The organism is Sphingomonas sp. PvP018 (assembly GCF_017876865.1).
GTDB lineage: Bacteria > Pseudomonadota > Alphaproteobacteria > Sphingomonadales > Sphingomonadaceae > Sphingomonas > Sphingomonas aerolata.
In genome coordinates this window covers 3,549,728-3,564,971 of sequence record NZ_JAGIOU010000001.1, presented here as the reverse complement: position 1 = coordinate 3,564,971, position 15,244 = coordinate 3,549,728, and the positions used below count along the sequence as shown (strand labels likewise).

20 protein-coding genes are annotated in these 15,244 nt (G+C 67.7%); 8 read left to right on the top strand and 12 right to left on the bottom strand.

Annotated features, from left to right (window positions below):
* Positions 1-64 precede the first annotated feature (64 nt).
* Together gntA and J3A66_RS15925 are read left to right on the top strand one after the other, a co-directional pair.
* The gene (gntA, locus tag J3A66_RS15930) at positions 65-763 is read left to right on the top strand and encodes a guanitoxin biosynthesis heme-dependent pre-guanitoxin N-hydroxylase GntA (RefSeq protein WP_209569945.1); all 699 of its coding nucleotides are present in this window, start codon (positions 65-67) and stop codon (positions 761-763) included.
* Positions 756-1,337, top strand: a complete 582-nt coding sequence (locus J3A66_RS15925) for an urea carboxylase-associated family protein (RefSeq protein WP_031439601.1) — start codon at positions 756-758, stop codon at positions 1,335-1,337. The genes gntA and J3A66_RS15925 overlap by 8 nt, the downstream gene beginning before the upstream one ends.
* 39 nt (positions 1,338-1,376) lie before the next feature.
* Here the strand turns inward: J3A66_RS15925 and J3A66_RS15920 are convergent, their stop codons facing one another.
* The gene (locus J3A66_RS15920; RefSeq protein WP_107929786.1) at positions 1,377-1,787 is read right to left on the bottom strand and encodes a (deoxy)nucleoside triphosphate pyrophosphohydrolase; all 411 of its coding nucleotides are present in this window, start codon (positions 1,785-1,787) and stop codon (positions 1,377-1,379) included.
* Positions 1,788-1,848: 61 nt separating this feature from the next.
* Between J3A66_RS15920 and J3A66_RS15915 the strand changes: the two genes are divergently transcribed.
* Complete coding sequence (locus J3A66_RS15915) at positions 1,849-2,034, top strand: Flp family type IVb pilin (protein ID WP_031396230.1); 186 nt, start codon at positions 1,849-1,851, stop codon at positions 2,032-2,034.
* 120 nt (positions 2,035-2,154) lie between these two features.
* Entirely contained in the window at positions 2,155-2,325 is a 171-nt protein-coding gene (locus tag J3A66_RS15910) for a Flp family type IVb pilin (RefSeq protein WP_183936360.1), read from the top strand.
* Positions 2,326-2,401: 76 nt separating this feature from the next.
* Here J3A66_RS15910 and J3A66_RS15905 read toward each other — a convergent pair whose 3' ends face one another.
* The 4 genes from J3A66_RS15905 to J3A66_RS19480 all read right to left on the bottom strand — a co-directional run bounded on the left by J3A66_RS15905 (position 2,402) and on the right by J3A66_RS19480 (position 6,361).
* Positions 2,402-3,349 carry an acetyl-CoA carboxylase carboxyltransferase subunit alpha gene (locus J3A66_RS15905; protein WP_209569943.1) on the bottom strand — a complete coding sequence of 316 codons (948 nt, stop codon included), beginning with the start codon at positions 3,347-3,349 and terminating at the stop codon, positions 2,402-2,404.
* A gap of 31 nt (positions 3,350-3,380) precedes the next feature.
* Positions 3,381-4,331: a tyrosine-type recombinase/integrase gene (locus J3A66_RS15900; protein WP_209569940.1), complete on the bottom strand. Its 951-nt coding sequence runs from the start codon at positions 4,329-4,331 to the stop codon at positions 3,381-3,383.
* A 13-nt stretch (positions 4,332-4,344) separates the two neighbouring features.
* A complete protein-coding gene (locus tag J3A66_RS15895; protein ID WP_245336842.1) occupies positions 4,345-5,961 on the bottom strand; it encodes a hypothetical protein in 1,617 nt (538 codons plus the stop codon).
* Between the two features lie 265 nt (positions 5,962-6,226).
* Entirely contained in the window at positions 6,227-6,361 is a 135-nt protein-coding gene (locus tag J3A66_RS19480) for a hypothetical protein (RefSeq protein ID WP_260171443.1), read from the bottom strand.
* A gap of 103 nt (positions 6,362-6,464) precedes the next feature.
* Between J3A66_RS19480 and J3A66_RS15890 the strand changes: the two genes are divergently transcribed.
* The 3 genes from J3A66_RS15890 to J3A66_RS15880 are packed head-to-tail and all read left to right on the top strand — an operon-like array spanning position 6,465 to position 8,241.
* On the top strand, positions 6,465-7,004 hold the full coding sequence (locus J3A66_RS15890) for a shikimate kinase (protein ID WP_031395245.1): 540 nt from the start codon (positions 6,465-6,467) through the stop codon (positions 7,002-7,004).
* Positions 7,001-8,101: a 3-dehydroquinate synthase gene (aroB, locus tag J3A66_RS15885; protein ID WP_056674726.1), complete on the top strand. Its 1,101-nt coding sequence runs from the start codon at positions 7,001-7,003 to the stop codon at positions 8,099-8,101. Before J3A66_RS15890 ends, aroB begins: the two co-directional genes overlap by 4 nt.
* A complete protein-coding gene (locus tag J3A66_RS15880; RefSeq protein WP_081874135.1) occupies positions 8,101-8,241 on the top strand; it encodes a DUF2256 domain-containing protein in 141 nt (46 codons plus the stop codon). Before aroB ends, J3A66_RS15880 begins: the two co-directional genes overlap by 1 nt.
* Before the next feature lie 13 nt (positions 8,242-8,254).
* Here J3A66_RS15880 and J3A66_RS15875 read toward each other — a convergent pair whose 3' ends face one another.
* The 5 genes from J3A66_RS15875 to radA all read right to left on the bottom strand — a co-directional run bounded on the left by J3A66_RS15875 (position 8,255) and on the right by radA (position 12,876).
* On the bottom strand, positions 8,255-8,584 hold the full coding sequence (locus J3A66_RS15875) for a DUF423 domain-containing protein (protein ID WP_209569936.1): 330 nt from the start codon (positions 8,582-8,584) through the stop codon (positions 8,255-8,257).
* Positions 8,581-10,344, bottom strand: a complete 1,764-nt coding sequence (locus J3A66_RS15870) for a cation:proton antiporter (RefSeq protein ID WP_209569933.1) — start codon at positions 10,342-10,344, stop codon at positions 8,581-8,583. The genes J3A66_RS15875 and J3A66_RS15870 overlap by 4 nt, the downstream gene beginning before the upstream one ends.
* Positions 10,344-10,832 (bottom strand): iron-sulfur cluster assembly scaffold protein, encoded by a 489-nt coding sequence (locus J3A66_RS15865; RefSeq protein WP_209569931.1) that lies wholly within the window; start codon positions 10,830-10,832, stop codon positions 10,344-10,346. Before J3A66_RS15865 ends, J3A66_RS15870 begins: the two co-directional genes overlap by 1 nt.
* Entirely contained in the window at positions 10,829-11,395 is a 567-nt protein-coding gene (locus J3A66_RS15860; protein ID WP_031439610.1) for a CvpA family protein, read from the bottom strand. Before J3A66_RS15860 ends, J3A66_RS15865 begins: the two co-directional genes overlap by 4 nt.
* 110 nt (positions 11,396-11,505) lie before the next feature.
* Positions 11,506-12,876: a DNA repair protein RadA gene (gene radA, locus J3A66_RS15855; protein WP_209569929.1), complete on the bottom strand. Its 1,371-nt coding sequence runs from the start codon at positions 12,874-12,876 to the stop codon at positions 11,506-11,508.
* Positions 12,877-13,000: 124 nt separating this feature from the next.
* Between radA and J3A66_RS15850 the strand changes: the two genes are divergently transcribed.
* Positions 13,001-14,152 carry a glycosyltransferase family 1 protein gene (locus tag J3A66_RS15850; RefSeq protein ID WP_209569927.1) on the top strand — a complete coding sequence of 384 codons (1,152 nt, stop codon included), beginning with the start codon at positions 13,001-13,003 and terminating at the stop codon, positions 14,150-14,152.
* A gap of 25 nt (positions 14,153-14,177) precedes the next feature.
* Here J3A66_RS15850 and J3A66_RS15845 read toward each other — a convergent pair whose 3' ends face one another.
* The gene (locus tag J3A66_RS15845) at positions 14,178-14,468 is read right to left on the bottom strand and encodes a DUF2218 domain-containing protein (protein ID WP_209569925.1); all 291 of its coding nucleotides are present in this window, start codon (positions 14,466-14,468) and stop codon (positions 14,178-14,180) included.
* Positions 14,465-15,019 (bottom strand): PadR family transcriptional regulator, encoded by a 555-nt coding sequence (locus J3A66_RS15840; RefSeq protein ID WP_245337109.1) that lies wholly within the window; start codon positions 15,017-15,019, stop codon positions 14,465-14,467. Before J3A66_RS15840 ends, J3A66_RS15845 begins: the two co-directional genes overlap by 4 nt.
* Positions 15,020-15,244: the final 225 nt, after the last annotated feature.

Here is a 15,244-nt window from a genome sequence, read left to right as displayed (position 1 = left end):
ATCGAGATGAGTCAATCGCGTCGAAGGCGAAACAAAGCCGCCGGCCATCTGTTCCTCGTCGACCATGTATCAGCCGCAATCCCAAAACGACCATCCGCTCGCACGCGCGTTCATCGCGACGATCAAGGACACGGCCTTCCCGTGTGTCGGCGCCAAGTCGGCGCTGGCGAAGGGGCAGATGGACATCATCGTCGCGCGCGACCTTCGATCGGCATGGGACGACCTGCGCATCCTGCCGATGCTGGGCGACACGGTCCGCAAGTATCACCAGGATCGCGCGATCTTCCGGACGCTCGTGGTGTTGTTCGAAGGCCCGGCCGACAGTGCCACGCACCTGAGCGAAGAGGAATTTGAAGCGCACCTCTGGGCTCGTGCCCAGTCGCTGAGCGACAAGGATGCGTGGCTTGGTCATCGTCCCGATCCCTCGGTCAGCGCCGATCCCGATGATCCGCATTTTTCGCTGAGCTTTTCCGGCGAGGCGTTTTTCGTCGTCGGCCTGCATCCGCAGGCCAGCCGCCCCGCGCGTCGTTTCGAGGCGCCGGCGATGGTGTTCAACCTCCACGATCAGTTCGAGGTGCTGCGGACGCAACAGCGTTATGACAAGTTGCGCACGTCGATCCTGGCGCGCGATCTCGAGCTGGCGGGGTCGATGAACCCGATGCTTGCGCGGCACGGCGAATCGAGCGAGGCACGCCAGTATAGCGGGCGGGCCGTCGACGATTCTTGGAAATGTCCGTTCAAGCGGAGCAGTGCGCATGGTTGAGACGATCAGTCCCCGGTCCGGGACCGCCTTCACGCTCGATCGTGGCCAGACGCTGACCGTGATCGATCCCGAGGGTCGGCAGGTCGCCGATCTTCTGGCTTATAGCCGCGCCGACACGCGCGAGGTGATTTCGTCGGGGCGGACGCTGGACTATGCCAGCCGGCTGTATCTCACCACCGGCGACCGGCTCTATTCGAACCGCAGCACCGTGATGCTCGACATCATCGCCGATGATGTCGGCCGGCATGATTTCCTGCTCACGCCGTGTTCGAAGGAAACCTTCGCCATCATCTACGGCGACACCGATCCACACCGGGGATGCTTCGGCAACCTTGCAGCGGCGCTCGCGCCCTATGGTATCGAGCCGGATGCGATCCCGGTCGCGTTCAACTGCTTCATGAACGTGCCGATCGATGGCACGACGGGAGCGTTCACGGTCGAACCACCGCTCAGCCGCGCCGGCGACACCGTCACGTTCCGCGCGGAGATGGACCTGATCATCGGCTTGACCGCCTGTTCCGCGCTCCAGTCCAATGGCGGCGCGTTCAAGCCGATCCAGTACCGGATCGACTGACGCAATGTGCCCTTTGGCGCCGAAACGCCGAGGGTGCGCTTACAGCAAGGCGTCGAGCAGTCCGATCAACGGCCGGTCGGCAGGTGGCATCGGCAGGTCGTGCATGTCCGCCGGGCGGACCCAGCGCAACGCAGATGCCTCGAGCGCGCGCGGCACGCCGGTCCATTTGCGCGTGATATAGAGCAGCAGGAGCAGATGCCGGTCGTCGAGCGGCGCGCTGGCAAACGCGGCGGGGGCAAGGCAGGCCTGCGGCACGGTGATCGCCAGTTCCTCTTCAAGCTCGCGGATCAAGGCGGCTTCGGGTGTTTCGCCTGGTTCGACCTTGCCGCCCGGAAACTCCCACAGCCCGGCCAGCGAGCGGCCCTCGGGGCGCTGCTGCAGCAGGACGCGGCCATCCGCATCGACCAGCGCCGCGGCGACGACCGGCAATAAGTAAGCGGCTTTGGTCATTCGTTAATCTCCGCGCTGTATAGGGCACGCCATGAGGCCGAAGCTGATCGTCGTAAAGACCATGCGTCGCAAGATCCGCGCCGCTGCGGCCGCGCTCATCACCGACCGGCGCGGCGCTACCGCAGTTGAATACGGGCTTATTCTTGCGCTCGTCGTTCTCGGCATGATTGCCGGACTCGTCTATCTTGCTGATGGCACTACCGCGCTTTGGGGCATGCTGCACAACCGAGTGGCTAACGCGCGCTAACCATAGCAAAAATCCGCCCGTTTAAGCTTTTCTCAATGGGTCACGTCTAGTCACGGAATTGCTGATCCGGTGTAGCCCCGGGCGGCCGGGTGACTGATGCTTTTAACGATGGAGACCGGAATGCAGACGCTTCGGAAGATTTTCAAGAACACCAAGGGCGCAACCGCAATCGAGTACGGCCTGATCGCCGCGCTGATCGCCGTCGCAGCCATCGCCGCGATGCAGGGCCTGGGTGGCAGCCTGAACAAGACGTTCAACAACGTCTCGACCAAGCTGAACGCTTCGAGCTGATCTCGACGATCCTCGGATCGAAACGGTCGGCACAGGGCGGCGAACCTCCGGGTTCGCCGCCCTTTTGCTATGGGGGTCAGAGACGACCCATCTTGAGGAACTTGGCCTGGCGTTCCTTGCGCAGCTCGACCGGCGACAACGGAATGAGCGAGTCTAGTGCATCCGTCAGCGCGTCGCCCAACGCGTCGATCGCCACCGCGCGGTCACGGTGCGCGCCACCCAGCGGTTCGGGGACGATCGTGTCGATCACGCCGAACGCCTTCAGATCCTGCGCGGTGATGCGCATTGCCTCCGCCGCCTCGGCCGCCTTGTCCGCGGTACGCCACAGGATCGACGCACAGCCTTCGGGGCTGATCACCGAATAGATGGCATGTTCGAACATCAGCACGCGGTTGCCCGCTGCCAGCGCGACCGCGCCGCCCGATCCGCCCTCGCCGACGATCGCCGAGACGATCGGCACGCCTGCGTTCAGGCAGGCTTCGGTCGACCGGGCGATCGCCTCCGCCTGTCCGCGCTCTTCAGCCTGGATGCCGGGAAACGCCCCCGATGTGTCGACCAGCGTCACGATCGGCAGGCCGAAGCGGTCGGCCAGCTCGACGAGGCGGATCGCCTTGCGATAGCCCTCGGGCTTGCCCATGCCGAAATTGTGCCGCAGCCGGCTCGCAGTATCGTCGCCCTTCTCATGGCCGAGCACCATGATCTTGCGGCCGCGGAACGTCGCAAAGCCTCCCAGGATCGCCTGGTCGTCGCCGAACGCCCGGTCACCGGCGAGCGGCACGAATTCCTCGAACAGCGCGGCCGCATAATCCTTGAAGTGCGGCCGCTCGGGATGGCGCGCGACCTGCGTCTTCTGCCACGGCGTCAACCGGGCGAATGTGTCCTTCAGCAGCTTGTCGGATTTCGCCTGCAACCGCATGATATCGGCGGACAGATCGAGATTGCCATCGCTGGCGGTCTCACGAAGTTCGTCGATCCGCCCCTGCAGTTCGGCGATGGGTTTCTCAAAGTCGAGGAAGCTTGGCATCCGCGTCGGTTACGGGGCGCGCGGCGGAACGTCAACGTGAGGTCGCGTGCTCCGGATCGGTGAGGGGGTGGCGGGTGTTGACGAGCTCGATCAGTTTGCTCGCCTCGACATGCGTATAGATCTCCGTCGTCGCGATATCAGCATGCCCGAGCATCGCCTGCAACGCCCTCAGATCGGCGCCCCCCGCGAGCAGATGCGTCGCGAAGGCGTGGCGCAGCACATGCGGGCTGACGCGGTCGGGGGGCACCCCCGCCTCTGCGGCCAGCGCCTTGACGATCTGGTACAGGCGAATCCGTGACAAATGCCCCTTGCCGGAGGGGAACAGCCAGGGCTGATCCGCCGCGACATGCGTGCGCCACAGCGCGACGGCGGCACGCGCCCGGTCGGAAATCGGCACGAGCCGCTCGCGCCCGCCCTTGCCGCGCAGGATCAGGAACGGCCGGTCGGGATGCACCGCGGCCCGTGGCAGGCTGACGAGCTCGGTCGCGCGCAGCCCCGATCCGTAAAGAAGTTCGATCAGCGCGGAGAGCCGCAGGTCGACCGGATCCATCGGATCGCGCGCGACGCGCTCGACGATCGCGGCGAACAACCGGTCGACATCGGCGTGGCTGAGGATCTTCGGCAAGGGCCGTGCCGTGCCCGGCCGCGGCAGTGCCTTGCCCGGATCGTCACTGCGATGCCCTTCGTCGGCGAGAAATCCGAAGAACCGGCGCAAGGCCGCAGACTTGCGGCCGACCGTCGCGCGCGACAGGCTGCTCCAGCTGTCCGCCAGCCGCCCCAGCGCATCGCCGTCCGCGCGGGCCAGCGCGCCCTCGGCAACGCGTGATGCGAGCATGAGATCGCTGCGATACGCCGCAATCGTGTTCGGCGCAGCGCCCGATTCCGCCGCCATCATCTCGAGGAACCGCTCGATCAGCGCCCGGTCGCTCGCCGCCGGCGGCGCGCGCTCGACCGCATCCGCCCCGGCGACCACATCGGTCATGATCGCGACCGCGTCACGCGCGCGCGATCGCCTCGGCCGCGATCATCCGCGCTTCGCCCTCGAGACCCACGGCGCGCAGGGCCGCGACGATCCGGTACAAGGCCTCGGGCGGCATGCCGTGCCAGCTGGCGGTCTGCATGCCCGTCGCCGCGAGCAGCGCGACCGTCCCCGGCTGGCCCGCTCGCGCTGCCTTGTCGAGCGCACGCGTCCAGCCATTTTCGGTGCCGATCGGAACCGCCAGCGCCTGCGCGGCCCGTTCGATATCGCCCGCGCTCAGGCGGCCGAGACCCGCCAGTCCGGCGAACAGCAGGCGCTGCTTCAGGGCTGAATCGCCGCGGCCACCGCTATAGGCAGCCAGATCGCCATAGCTCAGGCGACCGGTCGCATCGGGATCCGTCAGCGCGATCATCGCCCAGCCATCGCCACCCTTGGCAACCGTGCCGCGCCAGCGGGCCGCGGTCCGGTCGAGCCCCGCGGACAGCATCGCGGCGACCATCCGGTCGGCATCGCGCTCGCCATTTGCAGGCGGGATCCGTGCCGCCGCCCGCGCGGTCAGCACCATCCGGGCATAGGACGGCCAAGCATCGTCCGCCTTGCCCCAGATCGATCGCAGCGCGGTCATCCGGCCTTCGGCATTGCGGTCGGCATAGGCGGTACGCAGATCCTGCACGGTCGCGGCCTCCGCGCTCTGCACGCTGTCGTCCGCCTCCGCCGCCGCATAGAGATCGACCAGTGCTGCGCTCGACAGCACGCCTTGCGCCGCGGCGGCGTCCGCGGCGGGCAGGCGGTCGGCGATCGTCATCGCAGGCGACAGCGCCCGCCAATAGGTCGCCTGCACGCCGACGGTCCGGTACAGCGCATCGGGAACGGCGACGCCGGTCGCCATCGCCAGGCCGAACCGCCACGAGGTCAGCTGGTCGACCGAATCCCATTCGATCGTGACCGCCTGACGCCCCTGCCCGCCCGCGCCGACGACCTTCTGCGCGAGCAGCATGTCGACGCCCGACGCGACGTTGCGGCGCCGTGCCGCGGTGATCAGCGTGCCGGCCTGGGTCGGCGATCCCGACAGCCCCGCGCACATCGCCTGCGCCATCGTCCAACCACGCGCCGGTGCGCGTTGCATCGCGCCCTCGACGAGCGGGCACAGCGCGCCTGGATCGCCCGCGGCGAGACCGGCGTTCATCGCTATCTGATAGAGTTTGGGTGTGTAATTGCCGGTATCGACGCCCTGCACCACCGCACGCGCGGCGACGGACTCGCCCATGCGCAGCAACAGCCAGGCGCGCTCGGCGGCGAAATCCGCGCCGTTGACGCCGACCGGGGTCTCGACCCGCGACACAAGCGCCCGTCGCAACAGGATCGACATCCAACGTGACGGGAGCGGCGCGCTCAACCGCCGCATCAGCGTCTCGAGATACGGGCCCTCGGCATCGCCAAACGCGTCGGCCGCAAGACCGCCCTCGCCGGGGCCGATCGGCCCCACACGGTCGAGCGAACGGCGGGCCGAGGCCGGCATTTCATATTGCGCGAGCACCGCCGGATCGATCGGTGGCGGCGTGTCAGCGGCAGGCGTCGCCGTTAGTGGCGGAATGCTGCCATCGGGTGCGGGCAGCGGCTGGATCGTCGCCATCCCGGCCGGCGGCGCCGGAACGGGAGCGCCGGGGGACGCGGTCGGGCCCGAAGACGGGGTCGACGGTGCGGACCGGGCTGGTGCCTGTCCGGGCGGCTGGGACTGCGTCGGGTTGGCGGACGGGGGAGTCCGCCGCGGTGCAGGCGCCGGTGTTGGCGTCGTGTCACCGAAACCGGGCGGCAGGAGTGATTCCGGTCGGTCCTGCCCGATTGCCGGCGCAAGCGCGGCCAAGCTGCAGGCGGCGGCGAGCGCCGCCAGCGTGACCTTAGGACAGGTTCGCAAGCGTCACGGCCTTCTCGACTTGCGTCTGCGGGCGCTCGGTTGCGCGACCGGCGAGCAGGAACAACCCACCGACGACGACGACCAGGATAACGACGACCGAGACTATCAGGCGGGACATACGCAAAACCTTGTAATGACTGATAGGACATTGCTGACGGATGCGAATAGGCATGCGGATGCCGTTTCCCCCCGCGCAGTGCCGCTGTATAGCGCGGACCGCGATGTTGCAAAGCCACAACCCGATTGCCCCCTGGAGCGGCCCCCCGATCGTGCTCGTCGGCCTGATGGGCGTGGGCAAGACCACCGTCGGCCGCCGCCTCGCGCACCGCTTGCGGCTGCCCTTTGTCGACGCCGATCACGAGATCGAGGCGGCGTCCGGCATGAGCGTGAGCGAGATCTTCGCCAAATATGGCGAGGCCTATTTCCGCGATGGCGAGCGCCGCGTGATCGCGCGGCTGATTGACGGCACGCCGAAGGTCATCGCGACCGGCGGCGGCGCGTTCATCAACGACGAGACGCGCAGCCTGATCCTCGCCGAAGCCACCGCGATCTGGCTCAGCGCACCGCCCGAGATCCTCGTCGAACGCGTCGGGCGTCGCAACACCCGCCCCCTGCTGCGCAACCGCGACGCGGGCCAGGTACTTGCCGAGCTCGCGCGTGTCCGCAACCCGATCTACGCCAAGGCGCATATCCATATCGCCAGCAACAAGGCGCCGCACGAGGCGACCGTCGCCTCCATCCTGAAAGCCATCGGCCTATGACCGTCATCACCGTGAATCTGGGCGCACGGACCTATCCGATCCACATCCAGGCAGGGCTGCTCGAGAAGGCCGGCGACCATCTGGCGCCGCTCGCGCGCGGTCGGACGATGGCGATCGTCACCGACGAGAATCTGAGCGGCCATCTGGCGACACTACAGGCGTCACTCACGGCGCACGGCGTCGCCAGCGAGGCGATCGTGCTTTCGCCCGGCGAGGGATCGAAGAGCTGGGCGACGCTGGAACGGCTGTGCGACCGGCTGCTCGACATCGGCATCGAGCGCGGCGATCACGTCGTCGCGCTTGGCGGCGGCGTGATCGGCGATCTTGTCGGCTTTGCCTGCGCCATCCTCAAGCGCGGCTGCCGCTTCGTCCAGATCCCGACCACATTGCTCGCACAGGTCGACAGTTCGGTCGGCGGCAAGACCGCGATCAACACGCGTGCGGGCAAGAACCTGATCGGCGCCTTCCACCAACCGGCGATGGTCCTGATCGACCCGCAGGTGCTCGACACGCTGCCGATCCGCGAGTTACGCGCCGGCTATGCCGAGGTGGTGAAATACGGGCTGATCGACGACCCCGCCTTCTTCGCCTGGTGCGAGACGAACGGTGCGGCGTTGCTCGCCGGCGACATCGCGCTGCGCGAATACGCCATCATCCACAGCGTCTCGGCCAAGGCCCGAATCGTCGCGGCGGACGAGCATGAGACGACCGGCACGCGCGCGCTGCTCAATCTTGGGCACACCTTCGGCCATGCACTCGAGGCCGAGACCGGGTTCTCGCAGACGCTGATCCACGGCGAGGGCGTCGCCGCGGGCTGTGCGCTGGCGTTCCGCTATTCGGCGGCCCACGGGCTCTGTTCGCGCGACGAGGCCGATCGGGTGGCGGCCCATTGGCGTGCGGTTCAGCTCCCCGACGGACTGGCCGGCGCGCATGTCGCCGCGGATGGCGCGACGCTCGTCGATCACATGCGCCACGACAAGAAGATGGCGGCGGGCACCCTGCCCTTCCTGCTCGCCCGCGGGATCGGCCGGACCTATCTCGACACGACCGTCGACCTCGCCGACGTCGCCGCCTTCCTCGACGCGGAGCCCCGCTAATGCCCAATGGCGTCGCCAAGCAGAACCTGCCGACGAAGATTTGCCCCGCCTGCGAACGGCCCTTCACCTGGCGCAAGAAATGGGCGCGAGACTGGGATTCGGTGATCTACTGCTCGGACGCGTGCCGCAAGAAACGCTAGCCCAGCAGCACCGTCAGCTGCGCGCTGCGCTCCACGCCAGCCACAGCCAGCCGCCAATCAGCAACGCGCCGCCGATCGGCGTGATCGCACCGAACCAGCGCGGCGCCCCGAGCGACATGGCGTAGAGCGTCAGCGCGAAGATCGCCGCGCCGATGACGAACAGCCAGGCAGGCCCCCGCGCCTCCATCCGCACCGCGACCAGCGCCGCGACGACATGGATAAGCTGGTACTGCGCGCCCGTCTTCAGCCACTCCACCGCGGGACCGCTTGCGCCATGCGCACCGAACGCCCCCGCCGCGACCGCGATGGCGCCCGACAACGCCGCCAGAACCACGAGCATCATTGTGGATCATTCCCCCATGGAAAGCGCTGCGCGGTTTCGGTGCGCGCCGCACGAATGTCGCCGGCGGCGATCTGGATGCGCAACCGCTCCTTGTCGCGCGCCCGGTACGCTTCCTCCGCGCGATCGATCTCGGCCGGCGCAACGCCGAGCCCGCGCAGCGCAAGCCGCGCCATCTTGACCGCCGATTCGAGAACCTCGCGAACGACATAGGTCGCCGGGCCGTTCTTCAGCTTGACGAGCGTGCGGCGATCGAACGCGCGGACATAGATCTCGGCCTTGGGAAACGCCTCGTGGATCGCCGCGATCGTCTCGGGTTCGATCTGATCGCCGTCGATGCACATGCAGATGAGTTCGGCGTCCGCCGCCCCCGCCTGGCGCAACAGGTCAAGCCGGGTGCCGTCGCCGTAATAGACCTTGGCCCCGAACTCGCCTGCAATGTCGATCATCTCGATATCGGTATCGATCAGCGTGACCGGGATGCCCTGTGCCAGCAGCATCTGACCAACCGTCTGCCCGAACCGGCCATAGCCGACGATGATCGCATTGGCGCCATCGGCGACCGGGCCCTCGCGATCGGTGCCCGGTGCAATCGGCTCGGTCCGGAACCGGCGGGTGATCCCCATCAGGAACGGCGTCGTCGCCATCGACAGCGTGATGATCGCGCCGAACAGGCTCGCCGCTTCCGGATCGATCAGCAGCCCCGCCTGCGCCTGTGCGAACAGCACGAACCCGAATTCGCCGCCCTGGCTCAGCAACAGGCCGAGCGCGAAGGCCTGCCGCCAGGTCATCTTGAACGCCATGCCGATCGCCATGATCACGCCGGTCTTCGTCGCGATCAGCGCCGCGGCCATCGCCAGCACGAACAGCGGCCGTTCGGCGATCGCGCCGAGATCGAGCAGCATGCCGACCGCGAGGAAGAACAGTCCGAGCAGGATCGACCGGAACGGCTCGACATCCGCCTCCAGCTCATGCCGATACGGACTGTCCGCGAGCATCACGCCGGCGATGAACGCGCCGAGCGCCGTCGACAGGCCGAGCCATTCCATCACTGCGGCGCTGGCGATGACCGTGAACAGGCCGGCGAACACAAACATCTCGCGCTCGCCCATATTGCCGATCAGCCGGAAGAACGGCCGCAACAGAAACCGCCCGGCGATGATCAGCCCGACGACCGCGGCGACCGTGTAGAGCGCGAGCAGCCATCCGGGGGGCGCATTCGCATCGGCGGGATTACGGCTCATCGCCGCGACGATCGTGATCAGCGGGACGATCGACAGATCCTGGAACAGCAGGATCGAGAAGGCACGCTCGCCAAAGGGCGTCCGCATCCGCCCCGAGGATTGCAGCATCGGCAACACCTGCGCAGTCGACGACAGCGCGAGCGGCAGCCCCAACGCGAGCGCGGCGGGGAGCGAGAAGCGCGCACCGAGCCACACGATCGCGGTGATCGCGAGACCGCAGGCGACCACCTGCATCAGGCCCAGCCCGAAGATTTCATGCTTCATCCGCCACAGTCGGGTCGGGTTGAGTTCGAGCCCGACGATGAACAGCAGCAACGTGATACCGAGTTCCGCAAACCCGAGCTTGGCCTCCGCGTCACCCACCAGCCCCAGGACATGCGGCCCGACGACCGCCCCTGCGACGAGATAGCCCAGCGTCGCGCCGAGGCCGATCCTTCGGAACAGCAGTACGAACACCAGCCCGAAGCCGAGCAGGACCACCCCGTCCCGCAACAGCGACGTCGGCGTGCCGTCATGCATCAGACATCGGTCCCGGCAGCTGCGCTCGCGGGGGCCGTGACCGACACCTCCGCATGACCCGACGCGCTGTTCGCCGCGGCCTCGGCCGCCTCCGCCGCCGCTTCGAAAGCGAGACGGATCGACGGATGCCGCGCGGTATAGTCGAGTGCGGGTGCGAAGACATCCATCCCGGGCCAGTCGGGTGCGTCGCCGGTGCGCGCGAGCCAGGCGGTGATCGCATCGCGTGCCGCCGCCAGCTCCGCAGGCGTCCGCCCGACGATGCTCGAGGCGAGCAACGACGAGGACGCCTGACCCAGCGCACAGGCGCGCACCAGCAGCCCAACCGCGGCGACGCGCCCATCCGCGCCCATATCGACGTCCACCGTCACGCGGCTGCCACAGATCGGCGAGCGGCGTTCCGCAGTCGCCATCGGCGCGGTCAGGCGCTCATGATACGGGATCGACGCGGCAAGACGCAGGATCTCGGCATTGTAGAGGGGGGCGTTCATGGGGTCGGCTCACTTGCGGTATCGGATCGGGAAACGTTCGGCTTCGTGCCGAACACCGGTTTGCCGCGACGGCGGCGATCGACGAAATCGGCGATGCTCGCGCTTGTCGCATTGAGCAGCGGATAGGTGCGCGAGCGGGTCATCCATTCGGGCCGCCGCGCCGCACCGCCGCTCATCGTGTCGATCACCAGCGTCGCCAGCAGGAAGACGAGGCTTGCGAGGATCAGTCCCTTCAGCGCCCCGAACCCGAATCCGAGCGCGCGGTCGACCGGTCCCAGGATCGACGTCCGCGTCCGCGCACCGATCGCGTTGGCGACGAGCCTCCCGCCGATATAGGTAAGCCCGGTGATGAGCGCGAAGGCGAGCACGGCCGCACCGCTGACGGTCCCGATGACCGGCGTCAGCGCCGCCGCGACGGGGATGTGAAACAACTTGAGCATCGCGACCATCGCGACCCAGGCGAACATCGAGAGCACCTCGGTCACGAATCCGCGAATCAAGCCGAGCACGGCGGCGCCGGCAACCGCGAGCAGGACGATGACATCGAGGGCGGTGAGGTTCATGATGTCTGGAATAGGGACGAGTGCCGCGAACCGCTAGTGCAGCCGCGCGAACCGCCCGTTCATCGCCACCCCGTGGTCGCCGGCCCCGACGCCGGACGCCTCGGCCCGACTCATCCCCGCCCGAGCATGTGGTCCACGAACGCGGCGAGCGTCTTGAACCCCGACAGCCGCATGCCGCTCTTCTCGTCGCTCATCGACGCGGGGACCAGCGCGCGCTCGAACCCCAGCTTGCTCGCTTCCTTCAGACGCAGCGGACCGTGCGCGACCGGCCGGATCTCGCCCGACAAGGCGACCTCGCCGAACGCGACCGCGTCGACCGGTACGGGACGCTCCGCCATCGCCGATATCAGCGCCGCAGCGACCGCGAGATCGGCGGCCGGATCCTGCACGCGGTACCCGCCGGCAATGTTCAGATAGACCTCGGCCGACGAGAAGCTCAGCCCGCACCGCGCCTCTAGCACTGCGAGGATCATCGCCAGCCGCCCCGAATCCCATCCGACCACCGCGCGCCTCGGCGTAGCGCCGCTCGCCAGCCGCACCGTCAGCGCCTGGATCTCGACCAGCACCGGTCGCGTCCCCTCCAGCGCCGGGAACACCGTCGCGCCGGTCATCGCGTCGTCGCGCGTCGTCAGGAAGAGCGACGACGGGTTGCCCACCTCCGCCAGCCCCTCGGTCTGCATCGAGAAGACGCCGATCTCGTCGGTGCCGCCGAAGCGGTTCTTGATCGCGCGCAGGATCCGGTACTGGTGACTACGCTCGCCTTCAAAGCTCAGTACCGTGTCGACCATATGCTCGAGCACGCGCGGCCCCGCGATGCTGCCGTCCTTGGTCACATGGCCGACCAGCACGACCGCGGTCCCGCGCTCCTTGGCGAACCGGATCAGCTCCTGCGCCGATGCCCGTACCTGGCTGACCGTACCGGGCGCGCCTTCGATCAGGTCGGAATGCATCGTCTGGATCGAATCGATCACCAGCATCGCCGGTGGACTTGCCTGGAGCGTCGTCAGGATGTCGCGCGTCGAGGTTGCCGCCGCGAGCTGCACCGGCGCGTTGCCAAGCCCCAGCCGCCGCGCGCGCAGCCGGACCTGGTCCGCCGCCTCCTCGCCCGAGACATAGGCCACCGACTGGCCCGCAAGCGCCATCTTCGCCGCCGCTTGCAACAGCAAGGTCGACTTGCCGATCCCGGGATCGCCGCCGATCAGCGTGGCCGACCCCTCGACGAAGCCCCCGCCCAGTGCGCGGTCGAGCTCGGCGATACCGGTCGCCATCCGGTCGGGCAGCTTGATCTCCGCATCCAGCCCGACGAGCTGGATCGCGCGGCCGCCGGTCTGCAGATTGTGTTTCGAATGAAACGGCGTCGCGGCGGTATTCGCCTCCTCGACCAGCGTGTTCCATTCGTGGCAGTCGGCGCATTGCCCGGCCCAGCGCGATGCGACCGAACCGCACGCCTGACACACATACCGTTTCTGAATTTTCGCCATCGCCGCGGTGTAGCCAGATAGGAACGATAAGGGAACAGCGATCGCCCGCGCCGCGAAACGCCACCGCCTCGGCGACAGAGGATTGTCTGGCGCTAACCGACGGGCAACGCTATCCGCCCGAGCGATGCAGCCGACCGACCTCCGCGTGGCCCTGTTTAGCGGCAACTATAATTACGTCCGCGATGGTGCGAACCAGTCGCTGAACCTGCTCGTCGGCCATTTGCTGTCGCGCGGCGTCAAGGTGCGGGTCTATTCGCCGACGGTAGCGGAGCCCGCCTTCCCCGCGATCGGTGATCTGGTCGACGTGCCCGCGATCCCGCTGGTCGGCGGACGCGGTGAATATCGCGCCGCACTCGGGATCACGCCGCGCGTCCGCCGCGACATTGACGCGTTCGCCCCCAATATCGTCCATGTCTCGGCACCCGAATTCCTCGGCCATGCTGCGGTCGCCTATGCGCGCAAACGCGACATCGCGACCGTCGCCTCCTTCCACACCCGGTTCGAGACCTATTTCCGCTATTACCGGCTCGGCTTCCTCGAGCCGATCGCGAAGAAGCGGCTGACGCGCTTCTACAACCGTGTGGAAGAGGTCCTGGTGCCCGGGCCCAGCATGGCCGAGCTGCTCCGCGGCTGGGGCGTGAAGTCGTCGATTGGCATCTGGTCGCGCGGTATCGATCACGCGCGGTTCAACCCGGCGCGTCGCGACACGGCCTGGCGCCGGTCGCTCGGCATCGCGGACGAAGAGATGGTGGTCGGGTTTCTCGGCCGGCTGGTGAAGGAAAAGGGCCTCGACGTCTTTGCGGACGTGGTCACTGAATTGCGCCGCCGCGGCGTGCCGCACCGTGTCGTCGTCGTCGGCCAGGGTCCTGCGCGCGACTGGTTCGCGGGCCATGTCCCCGAAGCCGTGTTCGCCGGCTTCCAGTCGGGCGACGCGCTCGGTCGCGCGGTCGCGTCGATGGACGTGTTCTTCAACCCGAGCATCACCGAGACCTTTGGCAACGTGACGCTTGAGGCGATGGCGGCGGGCGTGCCCGTGGTCGCCGCGCGCGCGACCGGCGCGGTCGACCTGATCGAGGACGGCACGACCGGCTTCCTCGTGCCGCCCACCGATATCAGCGCCTATGCGGATGCGATCGGTCGGATCGTGTCGGATCCCGCGCTCCGGCAGTCGATGGGCGAAGCCGGGCACGCCAATGCCGCGGGCTATCGCTGGGATACGATCAACCAGACGGTACTCGACACCTATCTGGCGGTGACGGCGCGCCGGCACCGGTGATTGAATGCGACGCGCGACCGTCCGGTTACGCGTCCACCCAATCGAACGTCAGCGGCGCCTCGCGAAATGCGAACCGGTCGAGATGGCTCGACACCACGTCGCGCATCCGTTCGACATCCCCGCCCTCGGGCATCGTCAGCGCGACGTCGAGCGTCTGGCTGTCCGCGCGCAGCTCGAGCACCGCGCCACCCGGAAACGCGATACGCCCCTCCTGTTCGGTGAAGCGCACCTCCATCTTGTGGCTCCAGTGCTTGGCGAGCTGCTGAAGATACCGGCTCGCTGATTGCGTCGGCACGCGTGCGACCGACACGCTCACTTCACGCGCTCGATCTTCTGGACGACCTCGTCGATCAGCGCCGCCACCTGGTGCGCCGCCTCTTCCGAAAAGCCGTCGCCGAGCAACCGGTCCTGCACTGCATGGCGCAGATTGCCCATCGCGCGCCGGATCGGAGCCCGATCCGCGCGTTCGCGGTGCTCGCCGACCGCCGCCAGCCGCGCCATCAAACCCGCGACCTGTTCTGCATTCTCGTCGAGATGCGCGGTGCCGGCCGGCGTGATCGCAAAGCGCTTCTTGGCGCCTTCGGACTGCTGCTCCTCGATCAGCCCCATCTCGTCGAGCAGCGTGATCGTCGGATAGACCACCCCCGGACTCGGCGCATAGGCGCCCCCGGTAAGCTCCTCGATCGCGCGGATCAGGTCATAGCCGTGGCGCGGCGAATCCGCGATCAGCCTGAGCAGGACGAGGCGCAGTTCGCCCCCGTCGAACATCCGTCGCTGCCGCCCGCCGCCCGGCCGCTCACCCTCACCCGGTCCCCACGCGAACGCAAAGCGTCCGCCGCCCCGGCCGCCGCCATAACCACCGCCCATCGCGGCATGGTGTCCGTCACGATGACCGCATCCGCGGCCGTGCATGTGCATGAACATTCGAATCTCCTGTCGAGCGCATCCCGATACGTACAAGATATATCTTTAGCCGCGCGTCGCAAGATCCCTCAAGATATATCTTTTGCATGTCTTGGGCAGGAGACGCGTCCTCATACGGCGGAACGCGAGGCTAGGCCCAGGGTGGCACAGTCGTCCGTATCGACTACA

Excerpts from the sequence above, each read along its gene's own strand:
- aroB (WP_056674726.1), top strand. The coding sequence starts at position 7,001 with ATGACCGTCATCACCGTGAATCTGGGCGCACGGACCTATCCGATCCAC.
- J3A66_RS15905 (WP_209569943.1), bottom strand. The coding sequence starts at position 3,349 with ATGCCAAGCTTCCTCGACTTTGAGAAACCCATCGCCGAACTGCAGGGG.
- J3A66_RS15925 (WP_031439601.1), top strand. The coding sequence starts at position 756 with ATGGTTGAGACGATCAGTCCCCGGTCCGGGACCGCCTTCACGCTCGAT.
- J3A66_RS15875 (WP_209569936.1), bottom strand. The coding sequence starts at position 8,584 with ATGATGCTCGTGGTTCTGGCGGCGTTGTCGGGCGCCATCGCGGTCGCG.
- J3A66_RS15870 (WP_209569933.1), bottom strand. The coding sequence starts at position 10,344 with ATGCATGACGGCACGCCGACGTCGCTGTTGCGGGACGGGGTGGTCCTG.
- J3A66_RS15860 (WP_031439610.1), bottom strand. The coding sequence starts at position 11,395 with ATGAACCTCACCGCCCTCGATGTCATCGTCCTGCTCGCGGTTGCCGGC.
- radA (WP_209569929.1), bottom strand. The coding sequence starts at position 12,876 with ATGGCGAAAATTCAGAAACGGTATGTGTGTCAGGCGTGCGGTTCGGTC.
- J3A66_RS15850 (WP_209569927.1), top strand. The coding sequence starts at position 13,001 with ATGCAGCCGACCGACCTCCGCGTGGCCCTGTTTAGCGGCAACTATAAT.
- J3A66_RS15895 (WP_245336842.1), bottom strand. The coding sequence starts at position 5,961 with ATGGCGACGATCCAGCCGCTGCCCGCACCCGATGGCAGCATTCCGCCA.
- J3A66_RS19480 (WP_260171443.1), bottom strand. The coding sequence starts at position 6,361 with ATGTCCCGCCTGATAGTCTCGGTCGTCGTTATCCTGGTCGTCGTCGTC.
- J3A66_RS15890 (WP_031395245.1), top strand. The coding sequence starts at position 6,465 with ATGTTGCAAAGCCACAACCCGATTGCCCCCTGGAGCGGCCCCCCGATC.
- J3A66_RS15865 (WP_209569931.1), bottom strand. The coding sequence starts at position 10,832 with ATGAACGCCCCCCTCTACAATGCCGAGATCCTGCGTCTTGCCGCGTCG.
- J3A66_RS15920 (WP_107929786.1), bottom strand. The coding sequence starts at position 1,787 with ATGACCAAAGCCGCTTACTTATTGCCGGTCGTCGCCGCGGCGCTGGTC.
- J3A66_RS15915 (WP_031396230.1), top strand. The coding sequence starts at position 1,849 with ATGCGTCGCAAGATCCGCGCCGCTGCGGCCGCGCTCATCACCGACCGG.
- J3A66_RS15840 (WP_245337109.1), bottom strand. The coding sequence starts at position 15,019 with ATGGGCGGTGGTTATGGCGGCGGCCGGGGCGGCGGACGCTTTGCGTTC.
- gntA (WP_209569945.1), top strand. The coding sequence starts at position 65 with ATGTATCAGCCGCAATCCCAAAACGACCATCCGCTCGCACGCGCGTTC.
- J3A66_RS15880 (WP_081874135.1), top strand. The coding sequence starts at position 8,101 with ATGCCCAATGGCGTCGCCAAGCAGAACCTGCCGACGAAGATTTGCCCC.
- J3A66_RS15900 (WP_209569940.1), bottom strand. The coding sequence starts at position 4,331 with ATGACCGATGTGGTCGCCGGGGCGGATGCGGTCGAGCGCGCGCCGCCG.
- J3A66_RS15910 (WP_183936360.1), top strand. The coding sequence starts at position 2,155 with ATGCAGACGCTTCGGAAGATTTTCAAGAACACCAAGGGCGCAACCGCA.